Genomic DNA, 23074 nt, shown 5'->3' on the forward strand with positions numbered 1-23074 from the left:
GGTTTTGTATGTCACTCGATAAAGATGAAGCAACATGGGTAACCTTTAAGCGTCTTTGGACCTATATCCGCGATTATAAAATTGGACTCATTGTCGCAAGCATTGCGCTTGTTCTCAACGCAGTTACCGATACCTACATGATTTCATTACTTAAACCACTATTAGATGAAGGGTTTGGTACGGTAGAATCTGATTTTCTCACTACCCTTCCATTTATTGTTTTTGGTGTCATGTTGCTCCGCAGCGTAAGTGGTTTTGTGTCGACTTATTGTTTGAGTTGGGTATCAGGGAATGTCGTCATGACGATGCGTCGAATGGTATTTAACCAATTTATGCACATGCCAGTCAGTTATTTAGACCAACAATCTGCTGGTAAGTTATTATCTCGAATTACTTACGATTCTGAGCAAGTCGCCACCGCTACAAGCCGTGCGTTAGTCAATATGGTGAGAGAGTCAGCCAGTATTATTGGCCTACTTGTGCTGATGTTCTGGAATAGCTGGCAATTGTCTTTGGTGCTTGTTGTGATAGTGCCGCTTGTGGCTTGGTCAGTGTCTTTCGTTTCAAAGCGTTTTCGCCGTATTTCAAAGAATATGCAAAATACGATGGGAGAAGTAACGTCTTCTGCTGAACAGATGCTTAAGGGCCATAAAGTCGTGTTGAGTTATGGTGGACACGATGTTGAGCGCGAACGGTTCGACAAAATTAGTAATCAAATGCGTCAGCAGTCGATGAAATTAGCTACAGCTCAAGCTATCGCTAACCCAGTGATTCAAATGATTGCATCTATCGCTTTACTGGTTGTCTTATTTTTAGCGAGTATGGAGGAATTCAGAGCAAATTTGACTCCAGGGACATTCACCGTCGTTTTTTCTGCAATGTTTGCACTACGTAAGCCAATCAACTCGTTGACCAACGTCATGGCCCCTTTTCAACGAGGAATGGCAGCGAGCCAAACTTTGTTTAGTATTATTGATTCTGACCGCGAAAAAGATGAAGGTGATCATGACGTAAAACGTGTTTCTGGTGATATCGAAGTCAATGACGTGACGTTTACTTACGAAGGTAAAGAAGAAGCGGCACTTTCATCACTTTCCTTTACTTTACCTAAGGGAAGAACCTTGGCGTTGGTTGGACGATCAGGTTCGGGAAAAAGTACGATTGCTAACCTTATGACACGTTTTTATAACGTTGACTCTGGACAAATTTTATTGGATGGCACTGATATTCGCGATTATAAATTGGCCAACCTAAGATCTCAATTCGCGATTGTGTCGCAAAATGTCCACCTGTTTAACGATACGATTGCGAATAATATTGCTTACGCAGCAACGGAAAAATACAGCCGAGAAGATATCGAATCCGCAGCTCGACAAGCACACTGTATGGAGTTTGTGAGTGAACTTCCAGACGGCTTGGATACCATTATCGGTGAAAATGGTGCTTCATTGTCCGGTGGTCAGCGTCAACGTTTGGCGATTGCCAGAGCCTTGTTGCGTGATACTCCAGTATTGATTCTAGATGAAGCCACGTCAGCCCTTGATACTGAATCTGAAAGAGCCATTCAAGCTGCGCTAAATACATTGCAACAAGATAAAACCGTATTGGTGATCGCCCATCGCCTATCAACCATTGAAGATGCGGATGAGATTTTGGTGATTGATCAAGGAAACGTAATTGAGCGTGGGAATCATAAATCATTGCTTGATCAAGGTGGCGCATATGCTCAACTTCATCGTGTCCAAGTCAGTGAGTAATCGTTGTGATCGATAAACTGTGGTTCTCTAACCATTGGCTTTCGCATTTACTGTGGCCTCTATTGTGGCCGCTCAGCCTTGTATTTAAGTGGGTGAGTACAAAACGAAAAGCGGCCTTTGTTAACGGCTCGCGAGAAAGTTATCGTGCACCCATTGCTATCGTTGTCGTTGGTAACGTAACGGCTGGTGGAAATGGCAAAACACCAATTGTCGTTTGGTTGGTTGAGCAACTGCAAGCACTGGGGCATAAACCTGGTGTCGTTTCTCGTGGCTATGGTGGCAAGTCTAATGATTACCCTTTGATCGTTGATGATGATACGGAAGCCTCCCAATGTGGTGATGAACCGAAACTAATCCAACAGAGAACGGGAGCACTGGTTGCTGTGAGTCCTGTCCGAAGTGATGCCGTACAAGCGCTCTTATCTCAAGGTGTTGATGTCATTATTGCTGATGATGGTTTGCAGCATTATGCGTTACAGCGTGATGTTGAAATTATTGTGGTTGACGGCGTGCGACGCTTTGGAAACGAGAAATTAATACCGCTGGGACCGCTACGCGAGCCCGTTAGTCGATGTGATGATGTCGACTTTGTGATTAATAATGGTGGAAAGGTGCAGGGCTGTGAGATGCCCATGACATTACATCCTAGTCTTGCAAAAAACTTAGTCACAGGTGAAACCAAATCGGTTTCTCAGTTAGGTTCGCTTGTCGCATTCGCGGGTATTGGTCATCCACCTCGATTTTTCAGAACATTAATAGATTTAGGTGCTGAGTTAAGTTTAACCAAAGGGTTTAGTGATCATAAGACATTTGACCCACAGGAACTTGAACAACTGAGCCAAGCTGGAGACAACTTGATTATGACAGAGAAAGATGCGGTTAAGTGTCGCACATATGCTCAAGATAATTGGTGGTATTTACCGGTCTCAGCTCAATTTGATAGAAACGATCAAAAAATTATAATTCAACGTATTCAAGAGGTTATTGAACAATATGGATCATCGTCTGCTTGAGATTGTGGCATGCCCAATTTGTAAAGGAAAATTGGTTTTTGATAAAGAAAATCAAGAGCTTATATGTAAGTTAGATAGGCTTGCTTATCCAATTAAAGAAGGGATTCCTGTTTTAATTGAGGCAGAAGCAAGAGTTATGGAAATGGATGAAAGGCGCTAATCTGATGTCATTTACTGTCGTTATCCCAGCTCGCTATCAATCGAGCCGCTTGCCCGGAAAGCCGTTAGCAGATATTGCTGGAAAACCGATGATTCAGTGGGTTTATGAGCAATCAGTGAAATCAGGGGCTTCGCTAGTCGTTGTGGCTACTGACGATCAACGTATTGCCGATGCTGTAGAGCAATTTGGTGGTACCGTTTGTATGACAGCGAATACTCATGAGTCGGGTACGGAGCGTTTAGCCGAAGTGGTGCAAAAATTGGGTATTGCCGACGATCATATCATTGTGAACGTTCAAGGTGATGAGCCTCTTATTCCACCATCTGTAATTACTCAAGTCGCTAATAACTTGTCAAACTCTATCGCGCCGATGGCGACATTAGCGGTGGAAATTGAAGATGAAGACGAAGCATTTAACCCGAATGCGGTCAAAGTACTGACGGATAAAGAGGGTTACGCGTTGTATTTTAGCCGTGCGACTATTCCTTGGGATCGCGATGGGTTTGCGCAAAGTAAGACATTACGGCACCCATTACGCAGACATATTGGCATTTATGCATACCGTGCAGGTTTTATTAATACGTATATTCATTGGCAGCCTAGTGAACTGGAGAAAATAGAAAGTTTAGAGCAGCTTCGTGTGCTTTGGTATGGTGAAAAAATCCATGTTGCGGTAGCCAACGAAACACCACCTCCAGGCGTAGATACTGCTGAAGACTTAGAACTGGTTCGACAAACCGTCATCGAAAATCAATCGTAAAAAAATCGGATAGTGAGAAAAACACTATCCGATATTTTGCGTACTAAGCTTTCACTACACCGCTATTATCGATGCTTATTTTTTACTTGGACAAATGGATAAAACTTCATGTCGTCCTGAGTCTTTGAGCTCCTCGAGTACAACGTCAAACCCCCATAATCGATGTAAATGTTTCATCACTTCATGATAGCTTGGATCTAGGGGAACGCGGTTTTGCGGGACAAATTGTAGAGTGAGTGAACGATCTCCACGTACATTAACGTTGTAAACTTGTATATTAGGCTCAAGGTTACTTAGGTTGTACTGAGAGGCCAGTTTTTCTCGAATTTGTCGATAGCCAATATCATCATGAATCGCACTGACTTCAATATGGTTCTTACGGTCATCGTCGCTGATAGCAAATAACTTAAATTCACGAATCAGTTTTGGGGATAAATATTGGCTTATAAAGCTTTCATCTTTGAAATTCTCCATCGCAAAATGAACCGAATCTAACCAATCGCTACCCGCTAAGTCTGGAAACCACTCTTTGTCTTCTTCGGTCGGTTCTTCACAAATTCGTTTTATGTCACAAAACATCGCAAACCCGAGCGCGTAGGGGTTAATCCCACTGTAGAACTGACTGTTATATGCAGGTTGAGCAACAACACTAGTATGACTATGTAGAAACTCGAGTATAAATCGTTCTGATACGAGACCTTCATCGTAGAGCTGGTTTAAGATCGTGTAGTGCCAGAATGTTGCCCACCCTTCATTCATCACTTGAGTTTGTTTTTGTGGGTAGAAATATTGACTTACTTTGCGAACAATTCGAACTAATTCTCGTTGCCATGGTTCTAGCAGAGGCGCGTTTTTCTCTACAAAGTAAAGAATGTTCTCCTCAGGCTCTGGCGGGAATCGATGTAGCTCATCTTGCTCTTCGTTGGTCTCTTTAGGAAGCGTTCTCCACAATTCATTGACTTGAGATTGAAGGTAAGCCTCTCGTTCTTCTTGGCGTATTTTTTCCTCGGCAATAGAAATTTTCTCAGGGCGTTTATAGCGATCTACCCCGTAATTCATTAAAGCGTGACATGAATCTAATATTGCTTCTACATTGTCAATACCATACTTTTCCTCGCATTCAGAGATGTAGTTCTTGGCAAAAAGCAAGTAGTCAATAATGGAGCTAGCATCGGTCCAAGTCCGAAAAAGATAATTTCCTTTAAAAAATGAATTGTGGCCATAACAAGCATGAGCGATCACCAGTGCTTGCATTGTTATGGTATTTTCTTCCATTAAGTAAGCGATACATGGGTCAGAATTGATGACAATTTCATACGCCAAGCCCATCTGGCCATGTTTATAATTTTGTTCCGTTTGAATAAATTTTTTACCAAACGACCAGTGGTGGTAATTTATTGGCATACCAACGCTGGAATAGGCATCCATCATCTGCTCTGAGGTGATAATTTCAATCTGATTTTGGTAGGTATCAAGGCGAAAGTTTTCAGCAACTCTCTTAATTTCTGTATGGTAGCGTTCTAGTAATTCGAACGTCCAATCGGGTCCATCGGGCAACCGCTTATCGTTTATTGGCGCTTTTGATTTTGATTTGGTTGTCATAGGAACACCTCCCTAAGCCGTCTCTTTTTGGAATAATTCCCGAAAAACGGGGAAAATATCATCGACTGACTGAATGTTTTTCATGGCAAAGTTCTGATATGTCTCTTCTAGCTTTTTATATTCATGCCACAACGTTTGATGAGAACGTTGTGTGATTTCAATGTACGCGTAGTACTGGCAATTTGGTAATAGATCTTTAGTGAGTAGAGAGTGACAGCGTGGAGAATCGTCGGCCCAATTGTCACCATCAGATGCTTGAGCACCATAGATATTCCATTGAGAAAGTGAGTAACGCTCCTTAATAATTTTGTCCATGAGTTTCAAAGCACTTGATACGATAGTGCCACCGGTTTCTTGAGAGTAGAAGAATTCATGTTCATCGACTTCTTTAGCTTGCGTGTGATGACGAATAAAGACAACTTCGACATTTTTATAGGTTCGGGTAAGAAAAAGATAAAGCAGCACATAAAAACGTTTTGCCGTATCTTTGGTTTCTTGATCCATCGAACCAGAAACATCCATTAGACAAAACATGACCGCTTGGCTTGAAGGAATAGGGCGCTTTTCATAATTCTTAAATCTCAAATCGAAAGTATCAATAAAAGGAACACTTTCTATTCGTTGCTTAAGTTCCTCTATTTCTTGTTTTAGGCGCTTTTCTTCGAGCAATTGAATGGGTTCACTCATCTGGATTCGATCTAACTCTTCTTCAAGCTCCTGCATCAAACGACGTTTTCCTGCAGTCATGGCCGTGCGTCGAGCAAGCGATTGCTGGAGTGATCGAACCACCGCAATATTTGATGGCACGCCTGATGTATTATATCCGGCTCGATGAGTTTCCCAGTCGAGGACTTTGTTGACCTGCTGTTTGTTTAGATTTGGTAATGCGAGATCTTCAAATAGGATGTCTAAATATTCATCTTTGGAAATTTGAAAAACGAAATCATCGGAGCCTTCGCCATCTTGACTAGCATCTCCTTGGCCTGAGCCTTGACCAGAACCGCCTTTTGGAGGCCGTTCTATCTGATCACCAGTAACAAATTGGTCATTGCCGGGATGGACTCTTTCTTTGTGCCCACCTTGGCCTTGATGGAAAGCAGGTTCACTTAAATCTCGGCTTGGGATAGAGATATCTTCACCAGATTCGGTGTTTGTAATGGAGCGTCGATTGACAGCATCCGCAACAGACTCTTTTATCTGCTCTTTATGTCGACGGATAAAGCGTTGGCGGTTGACTGAGCTTTTATTCTTTCCATTTAAGCGTCTATCAATAAATTGAGCCATATTATTCCCCTCACTGAATTCACCGAACTTCCCAAGAGACATTTTGTGTATTTGGGAGTTAAATTCAGGAGCGAATAGAGAAACTCCTGAATTTATATGTCGGTCGTTTCCTTACTTAAGAAGATTTACGTACACGTAAATACCACTCGGATAATAATCGGACTTGCTTTTCGGTATAGCCTTTTTCCATCATACGAGCGACAAAGTTATCGTGTTTTTTCTGTTCTTCTGTCGACGTCTTGGTATTGAACGAAATGACAGGGAGTAGCTCTTCTGTGTTGGAGAACATTTTCTTTTCAATAACGGTTCGCAACTTCTCATAACTTGTCCAAGCTGGATTCATGCCGTTGTTATTGGCACGGGCACGTAGAACGAAGTTAACGATCTCGTTACGAAAATCTTTAGGGTTGCTAATGCCTGCCGTTTTTTCAATTTTCTCCAATTCATTGTTTAGCGCAGAACGGTCGAATAATTGGCCTGTTTCTGGATCGCGATATTCTTGGTCTTGAATCCAAAAGTCGGCGTAAGTGACGTATCGGTCGAAAATATTTTGGCCATATTCTGAATAGGACTCTAGGTAGGCCGTTTGAATCTCCTTACCAATGAATTCTACATAACGAGGTACAAGATACCCTTTCACAAATTCAAGGTAACGGTCGGCGGTTTCAGTTGGAAACTGCTCCCGCTCAATTTGTTGTTCAATGACATAAAACAGATGTACTGGGTTAGCGGCAACTTCTGACTGATCAAAGTTGAACACACGAGACAAAATTTTGAAGGCAAAACGGGTCGATAAGCCATTCATGCCTTCGTCGACACCAGCATAGTCACGATACTCCTGATAGCTTTTGGCTTTTGGATCGGTGTCTTTTAGCGTTTCCCCATCATAGACCCGCATCTTAGAAAAGAGCGACGAGTTTTCTGGTGCTTTGAGACGGGAAAGAATACTGAATTGAGCTAATGTTTCTAAGGTACTTGGTGAACAAGGAGCCTGAGACAACTCACTGTGGTCGAGCAATTTTTGATATATCTTAACTTCTTCAGACACACGTAAGCAGTAGGGCACTTTGACAATGTAGACTCGGTCTAAAAAGGCTTCGTTATTTTTGTTGTTGCGAAAGCTTTGCCATTCGGACTCATTTGAGTGGGCGAGAATCATGCCTTCATATGGCAATGCTGATAACCCTTCAGTACCGTTGTAATTCCCCTCTTGTGTTGCAGTTAACAATGGGTGAAGCACTTTTATCGGTGCTTTAAACATTTCCACGAATTCCATAAGACCTTGGTTTGCCCGGCACAGTGCACCAGAATAACTATAGGCATCAGGATCATCTTGGGAGAAGTGTTCGAGTTTACGAATATCTACCTTACCGACTAACGATGAAATATCTTGATTGTTTTCATCACCGGGCTCAGTTTTAGCAACGGCAAGTTGGTCGAGGATCGAAGGTCTAACTTTTACGACCTTGAATTTACTAAGGTCACCACCAAATTCATGCAGACGTTTGGCTGCCCATGGTGACATTATCGTTTTAAGGTACCGTTGGTCGATGTCATATTCAGATTTTAGAAGCTTACCATCTTCGTTAACATCAAATAGGCAAAATGGATGGTCGTTGACCGGGCTACGTTCGTCGTTGGCGGTTAATACATAGATAGGCATCTGCTGCATCAATGCTTTGAGTTTTTCGGCTAGTGATGATTTACCGCCACCAACAGGACCAAGGAGGTAGAGAATTTGTTTACGTTCTTCTAGCCCTTGTGCGGCATGCTTTAAATAGGAAACGATTTGTTCAATCGCTTCTTCCATACCGTAAAAATCTTTAAATGTGTCGTATCGAGCGATGACACGATTAGAAAAAAGACGACTCAAATTGGGATCTTTTGCAGTATCAACCAGTTCAGGCTCACCGATAGCCATCAATAGTCGCTCGGCTGCATTCGCATACGCGCTTTTGTCATCCTTACATAGATTCAGAAACTCTTGTAATGTTAGCTCTTCTTCTTTCGCTGCTTCGTAGCGAGTTTGAAAATGCTCAAATATACTCATAGTCACTTCCCCTTTTAGTTGTCGCGATAGCTAATTGGCCTTACGAAAATGCAAACCGCTAACAACATTAGATTAGCCTTTATTAAACAAAAATGCTTAAAAAATATGCATATATTTACATTTTTTATCAATTTAATTATATTTAGTCACGTCTCGGCTTGAGCAAATGAAAAACAAAATGCAGCAATAAGGAGGAGAAAATAGTGGTAAAGAAAGGGATATTCGTAGAAAAGGCGAGTTTCCTCGCCCTTATTAATTTTGATAGATATATTATTAGGCGTTAAGAATTTGTCGTAATTCTGCAGGTGAAAGATGGTAATGACGAGGGCAATTTTGCCAAGTTGATAGCATTCTTCGGTATTTTTCAAGCATTGGTATTTGGCTGTTAAAGTGATGATCACCTTTGTCAAATTGGGAATATAAACCTTCTGAATCAACAAGAAAACGAACGTAATTGACTAGTTGAGTTTCCTTGGCTAGGTCAAATCCTAAGAATTGTAAACGACGAGGTTCCACTTCAGATTGAGCAGAATCATTTAGAATTTTAAACGATTCTTGCATCGCATGGTGCATTTCCATGATATCGATAATTTCACGACATTCATCTTCTTTCAAACAGCCAAACTCTTTGTTGAGTTCACGCATGTGAAGTGCATAGCCACGTTCCACAATGGTTTTTAGTCTTTTATATTTTGTTGAGTTCTCAGGATCTAATTGTGACATTAAAGTGTATTGATTCGATAGAATTAGGCGCTGAGCATTAGTCATATCCATAAAGGGAGTCCCATATTATAAGTTAATATTTTATTCCGTTAGAATAACGTGATTCGCGTGCCTGAAAAATGATCTCGCTACAATGTTAAGTCAATTAATGGGATGAGGTCTTGTAACAAAATGAAACTAATCAGAAACAAGAGTGATCAAGGTCCACTCAAATTCATGGGTACTTTTTAACAAAGGGAATACCTAAGTGAAGTTGAGTGGTTGTGGCTTAGTATTTGATATTTGAGTGGTATTGCTCAAGTATTGCAACGATGGAATCCATGGTCTCTTTCGATGGAGGATTGGTATCCGCTAATGGGTATTCTAGCCCCATCGCTTCCCACTTGTGAGCACCAAGCTTGTGATAGGGAAGGAGCTCGATTTTTTCGATATTATCCATACCTTTGATGAACTCTCCTAACATGTGAGCAGCTTCTTCATCATCAGTGTAACCTGGGACAATGACATATCTCAGCCAAGTGGTTTTACCTATCTTCTGCAGATATTTTGCGAAATCTAAAGTTCGACGGTTAGATACTCCAACTAAATCTTGGTGAATTTCATCTTTCATATGTTTGATATCGAGCATAACAAGATCCGTGGCATCAAGTACCTCATCGATAATGTCACTATGTTTACGAATATACCCATTGGTGTCTAAACAGGTATGGATATTTTCTGCTTGTGCAGCTCGGAAAAAGTCGCGAACAAACTCTGGCTGCAACATTGATTCACCGCCTGAACAAGTTACACCACCACCGGAGGCATTCATAAAGTGACGGTAACTTTTGGCTTCACTAATGATTTCTTCAACGGTGACTTCTTTCCCATCATGCAAATCCCAAGTGTCGCGGTTGTGACAGTATTTACAGCGCATTAAACAGCCCTGTAGAAAGACAATAAAGCGTATTCCCGGTCCGTCGACGGTGCCACAGGATTCAAAAGAGTGGATTCGGCCTTTGGTTGACATGTAACGTTCTCATTCAATTATTTGGTACATATATTAGTACATTTTGTGTGGTTTATATAGAGATGGACAGGCACAAGTTTCGAACTAATAAATAAATTTCGTAATCGTTGGTTTTGTGATCTAGATTTAAATGTGAAGGGGAAATTACTGTTTGAACAGTCACTACTAGCGAACATGAGACCATAGGGATTGAAATATGTTTGGATTGCATTTAACACAAAAGAATAAAATGGCGTTGTTTATTGGGATTTTGTGCGTCGGGTTTATTGTTGTCGGAATATTTACTTCACAAAGGCTAACTCACCTAGTTGAACAATACAGCCACAGTGCCAAAGTGTCGTTTGGTGCAAAAACTTTGTATGCGACTCAATCACATTTGTTGTCATTGGCGGCTCACAAAAATGACCTTACGATAAACGATGTAAGCAACACGGTTACATTGCTCGGTGAATTAAAGGAAGAAGCAAATCAAGATATTATGTTCCTTAACTCGATGGAATTAGGGGCTGATGCGGATGTATTACGTAACGCGATAGCTGAATTTGATGGTGCGATGAGACCATGGTTAGAACTCAAATCCGAATTAGGTTTTTCAGCCGATGAAGGTAAGCTAGGCGTGTTGAAAAAACTCGCTGCTGTTATTGAAGAAAGGATCGCCGAAACTGGAATGGTCAGTATTAATGCGGACTTTCAAGTTCTGATTAAAGCAGAACAGAATTACCTTCTGGAACCTAGCGATGATAATTTGACCTTGTTCAATCGTGCTATGGCGATGTTCAAAAACAGCTCAATTTCCTATTCAATGATGAATTTGTATGAAAGCGAGTTAAATGAGTTTCAAGAGACATTTGTGCGTGTGGGAGAGTTATCTCAGCAACTTGAAGTATTAGATGAGCAACTTAACAACGCTGAAACACGAGCTGAAACGGTAATTTACGACTTATCTGTAGAGTTAACGGGTATGAGTTCAGAATTTCAGGCTAGCGCTGAAAGTGATGCGAACTCCACTATATGGACACTTTTGATCTCACTTGTTGTATTGGCGGCTATTACCATTTCTATTGCAGGAACGATTTCATTCTCGATGAATCGCTCGCTATCTCAGGTCAAATCCGTTTTAGATAGTCTGTCCGAAGGAGATTTATCCACGCGTTTGACTGTCGGCAACAATAAAAATGACGAGTTTAATCAACTTGCTGTAACAATTAATCAAAGTTGCGAACACTTAGGGGAACTGGTGCAAGGGGTTCAACGTAATAGTGAAGCCCTGACTGGTGATACCACAGATTTAAATCATGAAATTGACTCATTAGTTCAAGCGCAACATGAAGTCATTGATCAAACAGACCTTCTAACTGCCGCAACCGAAGAAGTCAGTTGTACGACTATTGAAGTTTCAAATTCACTTGAAGTCGTCGCTCAAATGAGTATCGAATCAACCAAAACCTCTCAAGAGGGTGCAGAGGTTATTGGACTTGCGATTGAATCACTTGAAGAGGTCGGAGGGATATTGGCGTCGGCGGCGAACCACATTCAGCTCCTAGAGGAAGCATCGATGAAAGTGGACTCGGTAATGGACATTATTAATGGTATTGCTGAGCAGACTAATTTATTGGCATTGAATGCTGCCATTGAAGCAGCACGAGCGGGCGAGCAAGGCCGTGGTTTCGCAGTCGTTGCAGATGAAGTGCGTAATTTGGCGGTAAGAACGGTTGATGCGGTATCGGATATTTCGAGTACGATTGAGACAATGAAGAATGAAAGTTCAGAAGTGATTCGATATATCAATCAGTCTGAAGAGACAATGAAACGAGGTCAAGATCGAGGGATGCAAGCGATGGCGTCATTGTCGCAGATCACTGACAAAGCATCGAATACTGCAGATCAAACAACATTGATTTCTGATTCTATTAAGGAATTGGCAACAACAAGTCAATCGATGGCTGAGAGTATGGCAATCATCTCACAATCCCTTAAACAGTTGGAAGTGAATAATGATAAGTTGAGAGAGACGAGCGGGGTTGTTGATGACCGCTCTACTGAGTTGTCGAATGATTGCGCGAGATTCACAGTTTGATATCTGTTGGCTAAGTAATTAGTGTACATATGTTGAAGTGGATATATTTTTAAATCGGTCTTGTCTCGTCCTAAAATACGTTGACAGTTTTTAATAGAAGGTCAGAAGCTTTTCGCTCTGGCCTTTTTTGTGCACTTCATATAGTGTTTTCATCCCTAGGCTGTGGTGCGGCCTAAGATAGTTATATACCACTATTGATTCATTTACGCGCCTTTTATTTTATGGCAGGTTAAGCTGATGATTTATTAAGTTTATTGTCAATTAAATATGCTACCAGTCACACATTTAACAGTTAATTATACTGTAGAGTGTGGTGAATTAGTGTTATCTTTTCTTGAAATCATACTTTGTGTTGCAAATGGATATGCCCAAATTGTCTCTACGTTCTGTTCTTATTTTCCCCTACGTTATTCTTATCGTATGCTTAGCGATTGCGATTGGGTTCCTTTCTTATGGTGCCGGTGGCCATGCAGTACAAACGGTATCGAATCATTTACTTGAAGAAACCGTTAGTCGAATTAGTCAAGCGATAGACAGGCATGTGATGGGCTCAGTTGCAACGTTAGAAGTTGCTTTTCCTGATGGTATGTTGGCCGATTCAAATATTCAGACTAATGTAGAGGAGATGCGTACTCGTTTTTGGACTGCTTCGTCCTTGCATTTAGATCCTAATAATTATGTCTATTACGGCAATAAAGCGGGTCAGGCGTTGGGCTTATATCGGTACTCTAACGATAAAGGTGAATTACGGGTTAAATATCAACCTCAAGAGCATCGAAAATTTTATGAACTCGATGGTATAAACGGTATTCCGAGACTGACATCTATTGAAGAGAAAAACTTCGATCCGCGAGTTCGGCCCTGGTTCCATGCAGGTTCTAGCAATAATAGTGACACATGGACTTCGGTGTATATCGATTTTAGAACTCATGATTTAATTGCGACAAGAGCACGCCAGGTATTAGGGCTTGATGGGCAGTTTGAAGGGGTTGTTGCGACTGATATGTCGCTAAAGTCGTTAAATGATTTCGTGAGTAATCTTAATGTTTCAGAAAATGGTATTGCCTTTATTATTGAGCCCGATGGTCAGCTAATTGCCTCTTCACAGAGTGAAAACATTAAGCGTAATCAAGAAGGGGAAAATACAAGAGTCAATGCAGGTCAAAGTGGTAATGCGTTACTTTCGGAGATTTATTCGCAAATGGTCCCTTTAATTTCTGCAAAAGTAGCCAGTTTTAAGCCTGAAACCTTTCGTTTTACCGACGAATTACAGCGAGAAATTCATGTTGCTTATAATAAATTTGAAGATGGTGTTGGTTTAGAATGGATAAATGTCGTTGCGATGCCAAGTTCTGATTTTATGGGGGGTATTAAAAATAACGTTGTCCAAACTATTCTAATTGGCGTTTTAGCAACTTCGTTAGTGGTGCTCATCGGTCTTATGATACTGCAATGGGTAACGAAAGATTTAAAGATTTTGTCAAATGCTGTAAACAGCGTGAGCAGCGGACATATCGAAGAACCTATTAATATTCAAAGAAATGATGAAATAGGTGATTTAGCAAAGAGTTTCTCTGCTATGCAACGAAGATTACATTCGGACTATCTGACTGGTTTACCCAATCGATATGCCTTCGAACAACATCTTAAAGCAAAAATTAAAAAGTATGATTTGGAGATAGAGAAAAGTCCTTTTGCTATTTTGTTTATAGATTTAAATGACTTTAAAAAGATAAATGATGTTTATGGTCATGATGTTGGTGATCAAGTGTTGATTGAATTTGCGGTACGAATGTATACCACTATCCGAGAACATGATTTAGCCGCTCGATTTGCAGGTGATGAGTTTGTTATTGTCGTCAATGATATTAAGCGTAATGAAGAGCTAGACATTATTATTTCGAACTTAAAACAAACATTATCAGAGCCACTTAATTCATTCGATAATCCTATTGCGAGTTTGGGGGGATCTATTGGTGTTGCACATTATCCTGACGACGGGAATACTGTTGAGCAGTTACTCGTTGTGGCGGATCGTAATATGTATGTGGATAAGGCCGAGATAAAGGAAGAGAATAAAACTTCTTAAACTAAGCGAAAACAAAAAAGCCCTCGCAATTGCGAGGGCTTTTTTACATCCTATCTTTTAAGCTAAATAGCTTATAGAGATTCAGTAAAGGTACGCGCGATAACGTCTGCTTGCTGCTCTGTGGTTAGAGAGTTAAAACGAACAGCGTATCCAGAAACACGGATTGTTAGTTGTGGGTACTTGTCTGGGTTCTTAACTGCGTCTTCTAGAGTTTCACGGTTTAGAACGTTAACATTCAAGTGTTGACCACCTTCAATACCGGTTTCATGGTGGAAGTAACCATCCATTAGACCTGCAAGGTTAGCACGTTGTGAATCTTGCTCTTTACCTAGTGCGTTTGGAACGATAGAGAAAGTGTAAGAGATACCATCTTTCGCATCAGCAAACGGTAGTTTACCAACTGAAGTTAGAGACGCTACTGCACCTTTCTCATCACGACCGTGCATTGGGTTTGCACCAGGAGCAAATGGAGCACCAGCACGACGGCCATCAGGTGTATTACCTGTTTTCTTACCATATACCACGTTTGAAGTAATGGTTAAGATTGACTGTGTTGGAACCGCATTGCGGTAAGTTTGTAGTTTACGGATTTTGCCCATAAATACAGAAACAAGTTCACAAGCAATGTCATCAACGCGAGCATCGTTGTTACCAAATTTCGGATAATCGCCTTCGATTTCGAAGTCAACAGCAACACCATCTTCGTCACGTACTGGCTTAACAGTTGCGTATTTAATCGCAGAAAGTGAGTCAGCAGCAACAGAAAGACCAGCGATACCACATGCCATTGTACGGTACACGTCACGGTCATGTAGAGCCATTAGTGATGCTTCGTAGCTGTACTTGTCATGCATGTAGTGAATGCTGTTTAGTGCAGTCACGTATTGCTTAGCAAGCCAGTCCATGAAGTGGTCCATTTTGCCCCACAACTCATCGTAATCAAGAACGTCGCCAGTAATTTTGTCCATTGTAGGACCAACTTGCGCTTTAGACTTCTCATCGATACCACCGTTGATGGTGTAGAGCATTGTCTTAGCAAGGTTGGCACGAGCACCGAAGAACTGCATTTGTTTACCAACAACCATTGGCGATACACAACATGCAATTGCGTAGTCATCAGAGTTCATGTCTGGACGCATCAAGTCATCGTTTTCGTACTGAATTGAAGACGTATCGATTGATACTTTCGCACAGAAACGTTTGAAGCCGTCAGGTAGTTGCTCAGACCAAAGAACAGTGATGTTTGGCTCTGGAGATGGACCCATGGTGTATAGGCTGTTTAGGAAACGGAAGTTTGAACGAGTAACCAAAGTACGTCCGTCTAAGCTCATACCACCCATAGATTCTGTTGCCCAGATCGGGTCACCAGAGAAAAGTGTATCGTATTCAGGAGTACGTAGGAAACGAACCATACGTAGCTTCATTACGAAGTGGTCAATCATTTCTTGCGCTTGCGCTTCAGTGATTTTACCAGCAGCGATATCACGTTCGATGAAGATATCTAGGAAAGTCGAAGTACGACCAAGAGACATTGCAGCACCGTTTTGAGATTTAACAGCAGCTAGGTAGCCGAAGTAAGTCCACTGGATTGCTTCTTGAGCAGATGTTGCTGGAGCAGAAATGTCGAAACCGTATTTCTGAGCCATAACTTTGATTTGGCCTAGCGCACGGTGTTGTTCAGCAATTTCCTCACGAAGTTGCATAGTTGCAGTTAGATCTTCGCCATTCTCAAATTTTTCTTGAAGAGAAGTAAACTGAGCAAGCTTGTCCTTCATTAGGAAGTCAATACCGTACAATGCAACACGACGGTAGTCACCAATGATACGACCACGACCATAAGCATCTGGAAGACCAGTAAGAACACCTGACTTACGACATGCTAGGATATCTGGAGTATAAATATCGAAAACGCCAGCATTATGAGTTTTACGGTATTCTGAATAGATTTTAGAAATTTGAGGATCAAGTTCACGATCGTATGCTTTACAAGAACCTTCAACCATGCGAACACCACCGTTAGGGATGATTGCACGTTTAAGTGGCGCTTCAGTTTGAAGACCAACAATGGTTTCAAGGTCTTTGTTTATGTAACCAGCATCGTGAGCTGTGATGGTAGAAATAACTGAAGTATCAAAGTCAACAGGTGCGTGAGTTGCGTTTTCCTGTTTGATCCCTTCCATTACTTTAGCCCAAAGCGTGTTTGTTGCTTCAGTACCTTCAGAAACTAGGAAAGATTCGTCTCCTTCATATGGAGTGTAGTTTTTCTGAATAAAGTCACGAACGTTTACTTCGCTTTTCCAGTCACCAGAAACAAAATTTTCCCAAGCTTTAGCAAATTGCTCTGCCATGATATACACCTACCTTTTTAGCTGTAAATATACGTACTGACGTAGCTGTTGAGCCAGCTATCCTTATCCACCGTTTTGGTTGTGATGAAATAGGAGCAGTACACTCTTTAAATAACGATACGACTATTCAAATTGGATAGTTGTGATTCGGATACTAGTATCGTCAATTGGATTTTAATCTACACTGTAAATGCATTTTAGACTAAAAAAAAAACGCAAACCTTAAACTAAATCAATAAATCTTAAAAAATCTCAATAAATTTTTAGTCATAAATCTTATATGCATGCTTTAAGCTAGACGTTACGACAGTATTGTGACAAGTTATCTATTGATTACTCTAATTTGGGCAATAAGAATAGCAGAACAACTGTGTAAGAGTTTCCGCTTATCATCGTGGCGTGTCTACCCATTTGTGGTCCTATTTAATGATGTTTTAAAACATCTATCCGCTTTTCTATTAGAATAATTCACCACCTATCTAACTGTTAAGTTGAATTTGTGACTGTATGTAGTCGACAGCTTAGATGATAATTTGTTGCAACTTTATAGACGTAGTGATAGTTTTCACACTTTTTTACCAACCTTTTTAAGTGAATGATTTAAGGAGTTACAGCGCATGAGTCAGCCAGCGCTAGACATAAAAGAACTGCATAAGACGTTTGGTCAAAATGAAGTTTTGAAAGGAATCTCTCTACAAGCTCATAAAGGTGATGTTATATCCATTATCGGTTCATCTGGTTCCGGTAAGAGTACTTTCCTTCGTTGTATCAACTTACTTGAAACGCCAACATCAGGTGATATTTTCGTCGATGGCGAATTGATAGAGATGAAAGCGAATCGCCAAGGAGTGCAAAACCCGAGTAACGATAAGCAAGTACAACGAATTCGGTCACGTTTAGCCATGGTGTTTCAAGGGTTTAATTTGTGGTCTCACATGACAGTATTAGAAAATGTTATTGAAGCGCCTATTTATGTTCTTGGTGTGCCACGTAATGAAGCTATCGAAAATGCAGAACGCTTATTGAAGAAAGTTGGGTTGTACGAAAGAAAAGACTACTACCCAAACCACTTGTCAGGTGGACAACAGCAACGAGCTGCAATTGCACGAGCATTAGCTGTGGATCCTGAGGTTATGCTATTTGATGAACCAACGTCTGCGCTCGACCCTGAGTTAGTAGGGGAAGTGCTTAGCGTTATGCAGGATTTGGCTCAGGAAGGCCGAACTATGCTTGTGGTAACCCATGAGATGGCGTTTGCACGTGATGTTTCCAACCATGTTATGTTTCTTCATGAAGGAAAAGTAGAAGAGCAGGGCAGTCCGGAAGAGCTGTTTTCTAATCCAAAATCTGAGCGGTTGAAGCAGTTTATTTCTACCGTTTATTAGTGAACCATTCAACGTATAGTGATGGTTCGCAACGTGTCTATTTATGATGCTGAATAATATCTAAAATAATAATTTACAGGAGTATTAACATGAAAAAGTGGTTACTTGTCGCTGCATTAGCAGCAACTGCAGCAACGGGTGTTGCTCAAGCAAAGGAATGGAAAACAGTACGTTTTGGTATTGAAGGAGCATATCCTCCATTTAGCTGGACTGAAGCTGACGGCTCGTTAAAAGGCTTTGATGTTGATATGGCAAATGCACTTTGTACAGAGATGGAAGTGAAGTGTGTCATTGTCCCTCAAGATTGGGATGGGATTATTCCTTCTCTTCTTGCACGCAAATACGATGCAATTATTGCTGCTATGTCTATTACAGAAGAGCGCAAAGAGAAAGTTAATTTTACAGATAAATATGCCCTTATTCCTAACAAATATATTGCTAAGAAAGGCTCTAACCTAGAGTTCACTGCTGAAGGTTTGAAAGGCGTAAAAATTGGTGTTCAACGTGCAACGACTCATGATTTGTACATCACTGACAATTTTGGTGATTCTGTAGATGTTGTTCGTTATGGTTCGTTCGATGAAGCTTACCTTGATCTGGCTAATGGTCGTATCGCCGCAGTATTAGGAGATGCGTCAGCTTTAGAAGAGGGTGTTCTTAATAAAGAAGGCGGTGAAGCGTATGAATTCACTGGTCCATCGTTAACTGATCCAAAATGGTTTGGTGATGGCTTTGGTATCGCAACTCGTAAGAAAGACACCGATCTTACGATGAAATTGAACGCAGCGATCAAATCGTTACGTGAGAAAGGCGAATATCAAACGATTCAAAACAAATACTTTGATTATGACGTATATGGTGACTAATTCGTTATAAAACATCTTAGTACACGGGAGGGATTTATCTCTCCCGTATGTCTTCCACTAACGGTCATTAATATCCTTATATGCTGGATTTACAAGGTTACGAAAATTCAATCTTTGAAGGTGCCATTCTAACGATAGAAGTGGCATTACTTTCATTGGCGCTTGCCATGGTACTCGGGTTAATTGGGGCATTGTCTAAGCTGTCCCCTTATCGTGGGCTTCGCTTTATTGCCACTTTATATACGACAGTTATTCGCGGTATTCCCGATTTGGTATTAATGATGCTGATTTTTTTCGGTGGCCAAATTCTATTAAACAACTCACTTTATGCGTTCAATGAATGGATTAATGGTTGGATGCTTAGCTCCAATCCAGGCCATGAGTGGACGGAATATCTGCCAGAGTATGTCGACGTTAGCCCTTTTATTGCTGGTGTCCTCACCATTGGTTTTATTTTTGGTGCTTATATGGCAGAAACATTTCGTGGTGCGATTATGGCTGTTGACCGAGGTGAACTGGAAGCTGCAAAAGCATATGGTATGAGCTCGTTACTGTCATTTCGTCGAATTTTATTTCCGCAGATGATTCGTCATGCGTTACCTGGTTTTGGTAACAACTGGTTGGTGTTACTCAAAACAACCGCTTTAGTCTCCATTATTGGACTTGATGATATGGTACGAGTCAGCTCGTTAGCCGCAGGTTCAACTAAAATGCCCTTTACGTTTTACATGACTGTGGCCATTATATTTTTGTTATTTACGTCGATATCCACTGGCTTACTGAAGCTAGTTGAACGTAAATACAGTCTGCATATGAGGTAAATATGGATTTTTCTCTTATCGTTGACAGTTTACCTATTTATTTAAGCGGCTTATGGACGACGACTTGGTTGGTCTCGCTAGCGTTGATTTTGGGATTGATTATTGCGATTCCATTAGCACTAGCTCGCAATAGTAATAATCCTGTATTGTATTTGCCGGCTTGGGCTTATATTTACTTTTTCCGTGGCACCCCATTGTTGGTGCAACTCTATCTGATTTACTACGGTATGGATCAGTTCTTTCCAGTAAAAGGAACGTTATGGGAGTTTGCATGGTTTTGTGCTCTGGTCTCCTTTTTTCTTAACACATCGGCTTATACCGCTGAAATTATTCGTGGTGCGATTAATGGCTTACCGAAAGGGGAAGTGGAGGCAGCAAAAGCCTATGGAATGAGCACTATTCAGGCATTTAGACGCATTATTTTGCCTAGTGCGCTACGCCGTGCTTTACCTGCTTATAGTAATGAGGTGATTTTCATGATTCATGGTAGCGCCGTTGCGGGTATTGTGACGATCATGGATTTAACGGGGGCCGCTCGTTTGGTTAACTCTCGCTATTATGCTCCATTCGAATCATTTTTGACGGCAGGATTGTTTTATATGATGCTGACGTTTACCGTTATTTGGGTATTTAAGCGTGCAGAAACCAAACTTCTCGCGTTTATGCGTCCAAGAACTTAGTGCCGATTTAGCTATTCTAGAAAAACATAAGGCCGCATGTATTTAACCACATGCGGCCTTTTTAGTGATTCTATGCGTTTTAATTAGATATCAGAAAACGTCGCCCAAATGGGTGCGTGATCCGATGGCTTTTCTATACCACGAAGTTCGTAATCAATACCCGCATCGACACAATGTTCCTTTAAGCTCTCGGTAGCTAAGACAACATCGATTCGTAAACCACGATTATCTAAGAAGCCTTTCGAGCGATAATCAAACCAAGAATATTGATCGTTCACATCTGGATGCAAATAACGAAAAGTATCAACAAGCCCCCAATCGGTTAAGCGCGCATACCATTCTCGTTCTTCAGGCTGGAAGGAACATTTGCCAGTTTTAAGCCAACGAACACGATTGGGTTCACCAATTCCGATATCAATATCGGTTGGGCTAATATTGATATCACCCATTACAATCAAGTTTTCATCTGGCGAGTGGTGTTGATTGAGGTAGCTATCTAAGTCGTTATAAAAGGCGCGCTTATAGGGATACTTTGTCTCGTGCTTGATGTTGTCGCCTTGTGGGAAGTAACCATTTAATACGGTATAGCTTTTCCCATTTTCTCCCGCAAACGTAGCGATAATCATACGCTTTTGATGATCATCGTTATCGGTTGGGAACCCTTTTTGTAGATGTGTGGGTTCTGTTTTACTTAGCATAGCAACACCATAATGGGCTTTTTGTCCATGAAAGTAGACGTGGTAGCCCATGGCTTCAACATCTGCGATTGGGAAAGCTTCGTCATGAACCTTGATTTCTTGCAACCCAATAACATCGGGTTGATGTTTATCGATAATAGCTTGGAGTTGGTGAAGTCTGGCACGTAGCCCATTGATGTTAAAACTGATAATTTTCATCGTAGTCCTTTTCTCTATCAGGAGGTGATATTGAATGAGATGTTTTCGGTTATTCGTTATTCGTTAGTGACGTGAGCTTATTGATTTTTTCAAGTAAGTCTTGTTCGACAACTTTTAAGGCATCAATAGCAACCTTAGGATCAACTTCATTGGCCTCTAGAAGATAGATCAGATCAACGGCCAATTGAATGTGTTTTGGGGCATCATTTAATTCAGATGAGGTGTTATTCATTCGCTGTTTCTCCTCTTTTGCCTATCTAATCTATTTTGTAGCGTTTGTTTCGCCACTTGGCAACGAAATAAGCGTTGTTCTAATGTATTCACAGCTTGTTTGATTATCGAAGCATCTTCGTCCAATGACAATTCAAGTTGATGAGTTTTCTCTAGCAGCATCGTTTGCAATCGATATTCCCACTCTATATGTTGCGCTAAGTCTTGGTGTAATTGATGCGTCGATAATTGTGGCTCGTTGGAACGGGAGGCTGTTTGATTATTTATTTCTCTTTGAATGGCACTTAGTTGATTTATAAGTCGTTCACTTAAATAGTCCGTTTTCGTAGGATTCGTATCGAAGCCACAATGAACGATCAATTCAGACAAGCTCTGTTCGAGTTCTTCCACATAAGGATGTAATTTATAAGAGTGGTTACGAAACAGCGATGAATCAAATACTCGTTGGTGAGTTTTTTCTCCATGGCGGTCTAATGACAATGCCTTTGATTTTAATTCATTGATGACAGTGGAAAGTAGCTCTAGATTCATATCGCTATAAACCATGCTTCATAGGCGAGCTTAAGTGCGATGACGGAGACAACAGAAATAAAAACAGGGCGAATAAAGCGTCCACCAAAACGAATCGCAGAATGCGCACCAACATAAGCCCCTGCCATTAAGAAGACTCCCATGGTCAAGCCTACAAGCCAATCGATATGGCCCAACAAAGCGAAGGTAACCAACGAGGTTCCGTTGCTGGTGAAGTTCATTGCTTTCGCCAATCCGGAAGCTTTTAATATATCAAACTTATAGATTGCCATCGAACTTACGGTCCAGAATGCGCCTGTTCCAGGCCCGGCAACACCATCATAAAACCCTAAGACAGAGCCTTGTACCACTTGCTTAGGGTGAAATTGTTTGATGTCCTTAGTTGGAGTTATGTCCGTATTTTTGGGGGCCTTGTGCAATATCGTGTACAAGGCTGTAAGAAGTATGACAAGAGGTAGAACTTTTTCGAGCCATTCTGTTGAGATAAAACTCACCACATAGGTACCAATCGCAGCCCCAATACAGGTAGCGATAAACGCTCGCCCCCATAAATGAGGGTGAAATATTCTTTTTTTATAGTAGGTAAATGCCGCTGTTGATGAGGCGAAAGTTGAGGCAACTTTGTTAGTTCCAAGTGCAATATGTGGAGGCAGCCCAATGGAGAGTAGAGCCGGGATAGTGAGCATTCCGCCACCTCCTGCTACAGCATCAACAAAACCAGCGGTAAAAGCGACAATGGCTAATATCACGATAACCGAGGGTTCGAGTAATTCCAACATTGATTTATATTCC

Annotated in this window: 20 protein-coding genes; 10 read left to right on the plus strand and 10 right to left on the minus strand. The window is 41.1% G+C overall.

The genetic code is table 11. The features are described from left to right. Nucleotides 1–8 precede the first annotated feature (8 nt). Genes msbA through kdsB form a run of 4 tightly spaced genes read left to right on the plus strand, consistent with a single transcriptional unit; the run spans nt 9 to nt 3690 of the window. Complete coding sequence (gene msbA / locus ACXJY6_RS06525) at nt 9–1757, plus strand: lipid A ABC transporter ATP-binding protein/permease MsbA (protein ID WP_458767766.1); 1749 nt, start codon at nt 9–11, stop codon at nt 1755–1757. Between the two features lie 5 nt (nt 1758–1762). After that, nucleotides 1763–2770, plus strand: coding sequence for a tetraacyldisaccharide 4'-kinase (gene lpxK / locus ACXJY6_RS06530; RefSeq protein ID WP_458767767.1), 1008 nt, complete (start codon nt 1763–1765; stop codon nt 2768–2770). Further along, nucleotides 2751–2930: a Trm112 family protein gene (locus ACXJY6_RS06535; RefSeq protein ID WP_456049386.1), complete on the plus strand. Its 180-nt coding sequence runs from the start codon at nt 2751–2753 to the stop codon at nt 2928–2930. Before lpxK ends, ACXJY6_RS06535 begins: the two co-directional genes overlap by 20 nt. Before the next feature lie 4 nt (nt 2931–2934). Then, on the plus strand, nt 2935–3690 hold the full coding sequence (gene kdsB, locus ACXJY6_RS06540) for a 3-deoxy-manno-octulosonate cytidylyltransferase (RefSeq protein WP_458768081.1): 756 nt from the start codon (nt 2935–2937) through the stop codon (nt 3688–3690). Between the two features lie 75 nt (nt 3691–3765). On the opposite strand, the gene ACXJY6_RS06545 is transcribed toward kdsB, so the two are convergent. The 5 genes from ACXJY6_RS06545 to pflA form a co-directional block, all read right to left on the minus strand. After that, a complete protein-coding gene (locus ACXJY6_RS06545) occupies nt 3766–5292 on the minus strand; it encodes a SpoVR family protein (protein WP_456049387.1) in 1527 nt (508 codons plus the stop codon). A 12-nt stretch (nt 5293–5304) separates the two neighbouring features. Then, a complete protein-coding gene (locus ACXJY6_RS06550; protein ID WP_458767768.1) occupies nt 5305–6576 on the minus strand; it encodes a YeaH/YhbH family protein in 1272 nt (423 codons plus the stop codon). Between the two features lie 115 nt (nt 6577–6691). Next, nucleotides 6692–8626 carry a PrkA family serine protein kinase gene (locus tag ACXJY6_RS06555; RefSeq protein WP_456049389.1) on the minus strand — a complete coding sequence of 645 codons (1935 nt, stop codon included), beginning with the start codon at nt 8624–8626 and terminating at the stop codon, nt 6692–6694. 273 nt (nt 8627–8899) lie between these two features. Beyond that, nucleotides 8900–9400, minus strand: coding sequence for a YfbU family protein (locus ACXJY6_RS06560; protein ID WP_456049390.1), 501 nt, complete (start codon nt 9398–9400; stop codon nt 8900–8902). Nucleotides 9401–9617: 217 nt separating this feature from the next. Further along, nucleotides 9618–10358, minus strand: a complete 741-nt coding sequence (pflA, locus tag ACXJY6_RS06565) for a pyruvate formate lyase 1-activating protein (protein ID WP_456049391.1) — start codon at nt 10356–10358, stop codon at nt 9618–9620. A 196-nt stretch (nt 10359–10554) separates the two neighbouring features. On the opposite strand from pflA, the gene ACXJY6_RS06570 reads away from it, so the two are divergent. After that, nucleotides 10555–12435 carry a methyl-accepting chemotaxis protein gene (locus tag ACXJY6_RS06570; RefSeq protein WP_458767769.1) on the plus strand — a complete coding sequence of 627 codons (1881 nt, stop codon included), beginning with the start codon at nt 10555–10557 and terminating at the stop codon, nt 12433–12435. Between the two features lie 358 nt (nt 12436–12793). Continuing rightward, a complete protein-coding gene (locus ACXJY6_RS06575) occupies nt 12794–14524 on the plus strand; it encodes a sensor domain-containing diguanylate cyclase (protein WP_458767770.1) in 1731 nt (576 codons plus the stop codon). A gap of 71 nt (nt 14525–14595) precedes the next feature. Here ACXJY6_RS06575 and pflB read toward each other — a convergent pair whose 3' ends face one another. Next, nucleotides 14596–16872 (minus strand): formate C-acetyltransferase, encoded by a 2277-nt coding sequence (pflB, locus tag ACXJY6_RS06580; protein WP_458767771.1) that lies wholly within the window; start codon nt 16870–16872, stop codon nt 14596–14598. A 617-nt stretch (nt 16873–17489) separates the two neighbouring features. Here pflB and ACXJY6_RS06585 point away from each other — a divergent pair. The 4 genes from ACXJY6_RS06585 (at nt 17490) to ACXJY6_RS06600 (ending at nt 20624) form a co-directional block, all read left to right on the plus strand. Continuing rightward, nucleotides 17490–18257, plus strand: coding sequence for an ABC transporter ATP-binding protein (locus ACXJY6_RS06585; RefSeq protein WP_456049395.1), 768 nt, complete (start codon nt 17490–17492; stop codon nt 18255–18257). 89 nt (nt 18258–18346) lie between these two features. Beyond that, entirely contained in the window at nt 18347–19123 is a 777-nt protein-coding gene (locus ACXJY6_RS06590) for an L-arginine-binding protein AotJ (RefSeq protein ID WP_456049396.1), read from the plus strand. Nucleotides 19124–19203: 80 nt separating this feature from the next. Next, a complete protein-coding gene (locus tag ACXJY6_RS06595) occupies nt 19204–19944 on the plus strand; it encodes an ABC transporter permease (RefSeq protein WP_456049397.1) in 741 nt (246 codons plus the stop codon). A gap of 2 nt (nt 19945–19946) precedes the next feature. Beyond that, nucleotides 19947–20624, plus strand: coding sequence for an ABC transporter permease (locus tag ACXJY6_RS06600; protein WP_458767772.1), 678 nt, complete (start codon nt 19947–19949; stop codon nt 20622–20624). An 83-nt stretch (nt 20625–20707) separates the two neighbouring features. Here the strand turns inward: ACXJY6_RS06600 and xthA are convergent, their stop codons facing one another. The 4 genes from xthA to ACXJY6_RS06620 are packed head-to-tail and all read right to left on the minus strand — an operon-like array spanning nt 20708 to nt 23058. Next, nucleotides 20708–21520 (minus strand): exodeoxyribonuclease III, encoded by an 813-nt coding sequence (gene xthA / locus ACXJY6_RS06605; RefSeq protein WP_456049399.1) that lies wholly within the window; start codon nt 21518–21520, stop codon nt 20708–20710. Nucleotides 21521–21569: 49 nt separating this feature from the next. Further along, nucleotides 21570–21752, minus strand: a complete 183-nt coding sequence (locus ACXJY6_RS06610; protein ID WP_456049400.1) for a DUF2496 domain-containing protein — start codon at nt 21750–21752, stop codon at nt 21570–21572. Continuing rightward, nucleotides 21749–22282, minus strand: coding sequence for a primosomal replication protein PriC (gene priC / locus ACXJY6_RS06615; protein ID WP_458767773.1), 534 nt, complete (start codon nt 22280–22282; stop codon nt 21749–21751). Before priC ends, ACXJY6_RS06610 begins: the two co-directional genes overlap by 4 nt. Then, nucleotides 22279–23058 carry a sulfite exporter TauE/SafE family protein gene (locus tag ACXJY6_RS06620; protein ID WP_456049963.1) on the minus strand — a complete coding sequence of 260 codons (780 nt, stop codon included), beginning with the start codon at nt 23056–23058 and terminating at the stop codon, nt 22279–22281. The genes priC and ACXJY6_RS06620 overlap by 4 nt, the downstream gene beginning before the upstream one ends. Between the last annotated feature and the right edge of the window lie 16 nt (nt 23059–23074).

The organism is Vibrio phycocola (assembly GCF_054404255.1).

Coding starts and splice junctions, on each gene's coding strand:
- ACXJY6_RS06550 (WP_458767768.1), bottom strand. CDS start 6,576: ATGGCTCAATTTATTGATAGACGCTTAAATGGAAAGAATAAAAGCTCA.
- ACXJY6_RS06545 (WP_456049387.1), bottom strand. CDS start 5,292: ATGACAACCAAATCAAAATCAAAAGCGCCAATAAACGATAAGCGGTTG.
- ACXJY6_RS06610 (WP_456049400.1), bottom strand. CDS start 21,752: ATGAATAACACCTCATCTGAATTAAATGATGCCCCAAAACACATTCAA.
- ACXJY6_RS06585 (WP_456049395.1), top strand. CDS start 17,490: ATGAGTCAGCCAGCGCTAGACATAAAAGAACTGCATAAGACGTTTGGT.
- ACXJY6_RS06535 (WP_456049386.1), top strand. CDS start 2,751: ATGGATCATCGTCTGCTTGAGATTGTGGCATGCCCAATTTGTAAAGGA.
- pflB (WP_458767771.1), bottom strand. CDS start 16,872: ATGGCAGAGCAATTTGCTAAAGCTTGGGAAAATTTTGTTTCTGGTGAC.
- ACXJY6_RS06590 (WP_456049396.1), top strand. CDS start 18,347: ATGAAAAAGTGGTTACTTGTCGCTGCATTAGCAGCAACTGCAGCAACG.
- pflA (WP_456049391.1), bottom strand. CDS start 10,358: ATGTCAACCAAAGGCCGAATCCACTCTTTTGAATCCTGTGGCACCGTC.
- ACXJY6_RS06560 (WP_456049390.1), bottom strand. CDS start 9,400: ATGGATATGACTAATGCTCAGCGCCTAATTCTATCGAATCAATACACT.
- ACXJY6_RS06555 (WP_456049389.1), bottom strand. CDS start 8,626: ATGAGTATATTTGAGCATTTTCAAACTCGCTACGAAGCAGCGAAAGAA.
- ACXJY6_RS06570 (WP_458767769.1), top strand. CDS start 10,555: ATGTTTGGATTGCATTTAACACAAAAGAATAAAATGGCGTTGTTTATT.
- kdsB (WP_458768081.1), top strand. CDS start 2,935: ATGTCATTTACTGTCGTTATCCCAGCTCGCTATCAATCGAGCCGCTTG.
- ACXJY6_RS06575 (WP_458767770.1), top strand. CDS start 12,794: ATGGATATGCCCAAATTGTCTCTACGTTCTGTTCTTATTTTCCCCTAC.
- xthA (WP_456049399.1), bottom strand. CDS start 21,520: ATGAAAATTATCAGTTTTAACATCAATGGGCTACGTGCCAGACTTCAC.
- priC (WP_458767773.1), bottom strand. CDS start 22,282: ATGAATCTAGAGCTACTTTCCACTGTCATCAATGAATTAAAATCAAAG.
- ACXJY6_RS06595 (WP_456049397.1), top strand. CDS start 19,204: ATGCTGGATTTACAAGGTTACGAAAATTCAATCTTTGAAGGTGCCATT.
- ACXJY6_RS06600 (WP_458767772.1), top strand. CDS start 19,947: ATGGATTTTTCTCTTATCGTTGACAGTTTACCTATTTATTTAAGCGGC.
- msbA (WP_458767766.1), top strand. CDS start 9: ATGTCACTCGATAAAGATGAAGCAACATGGGTAACCTTTAAGCGTCTT.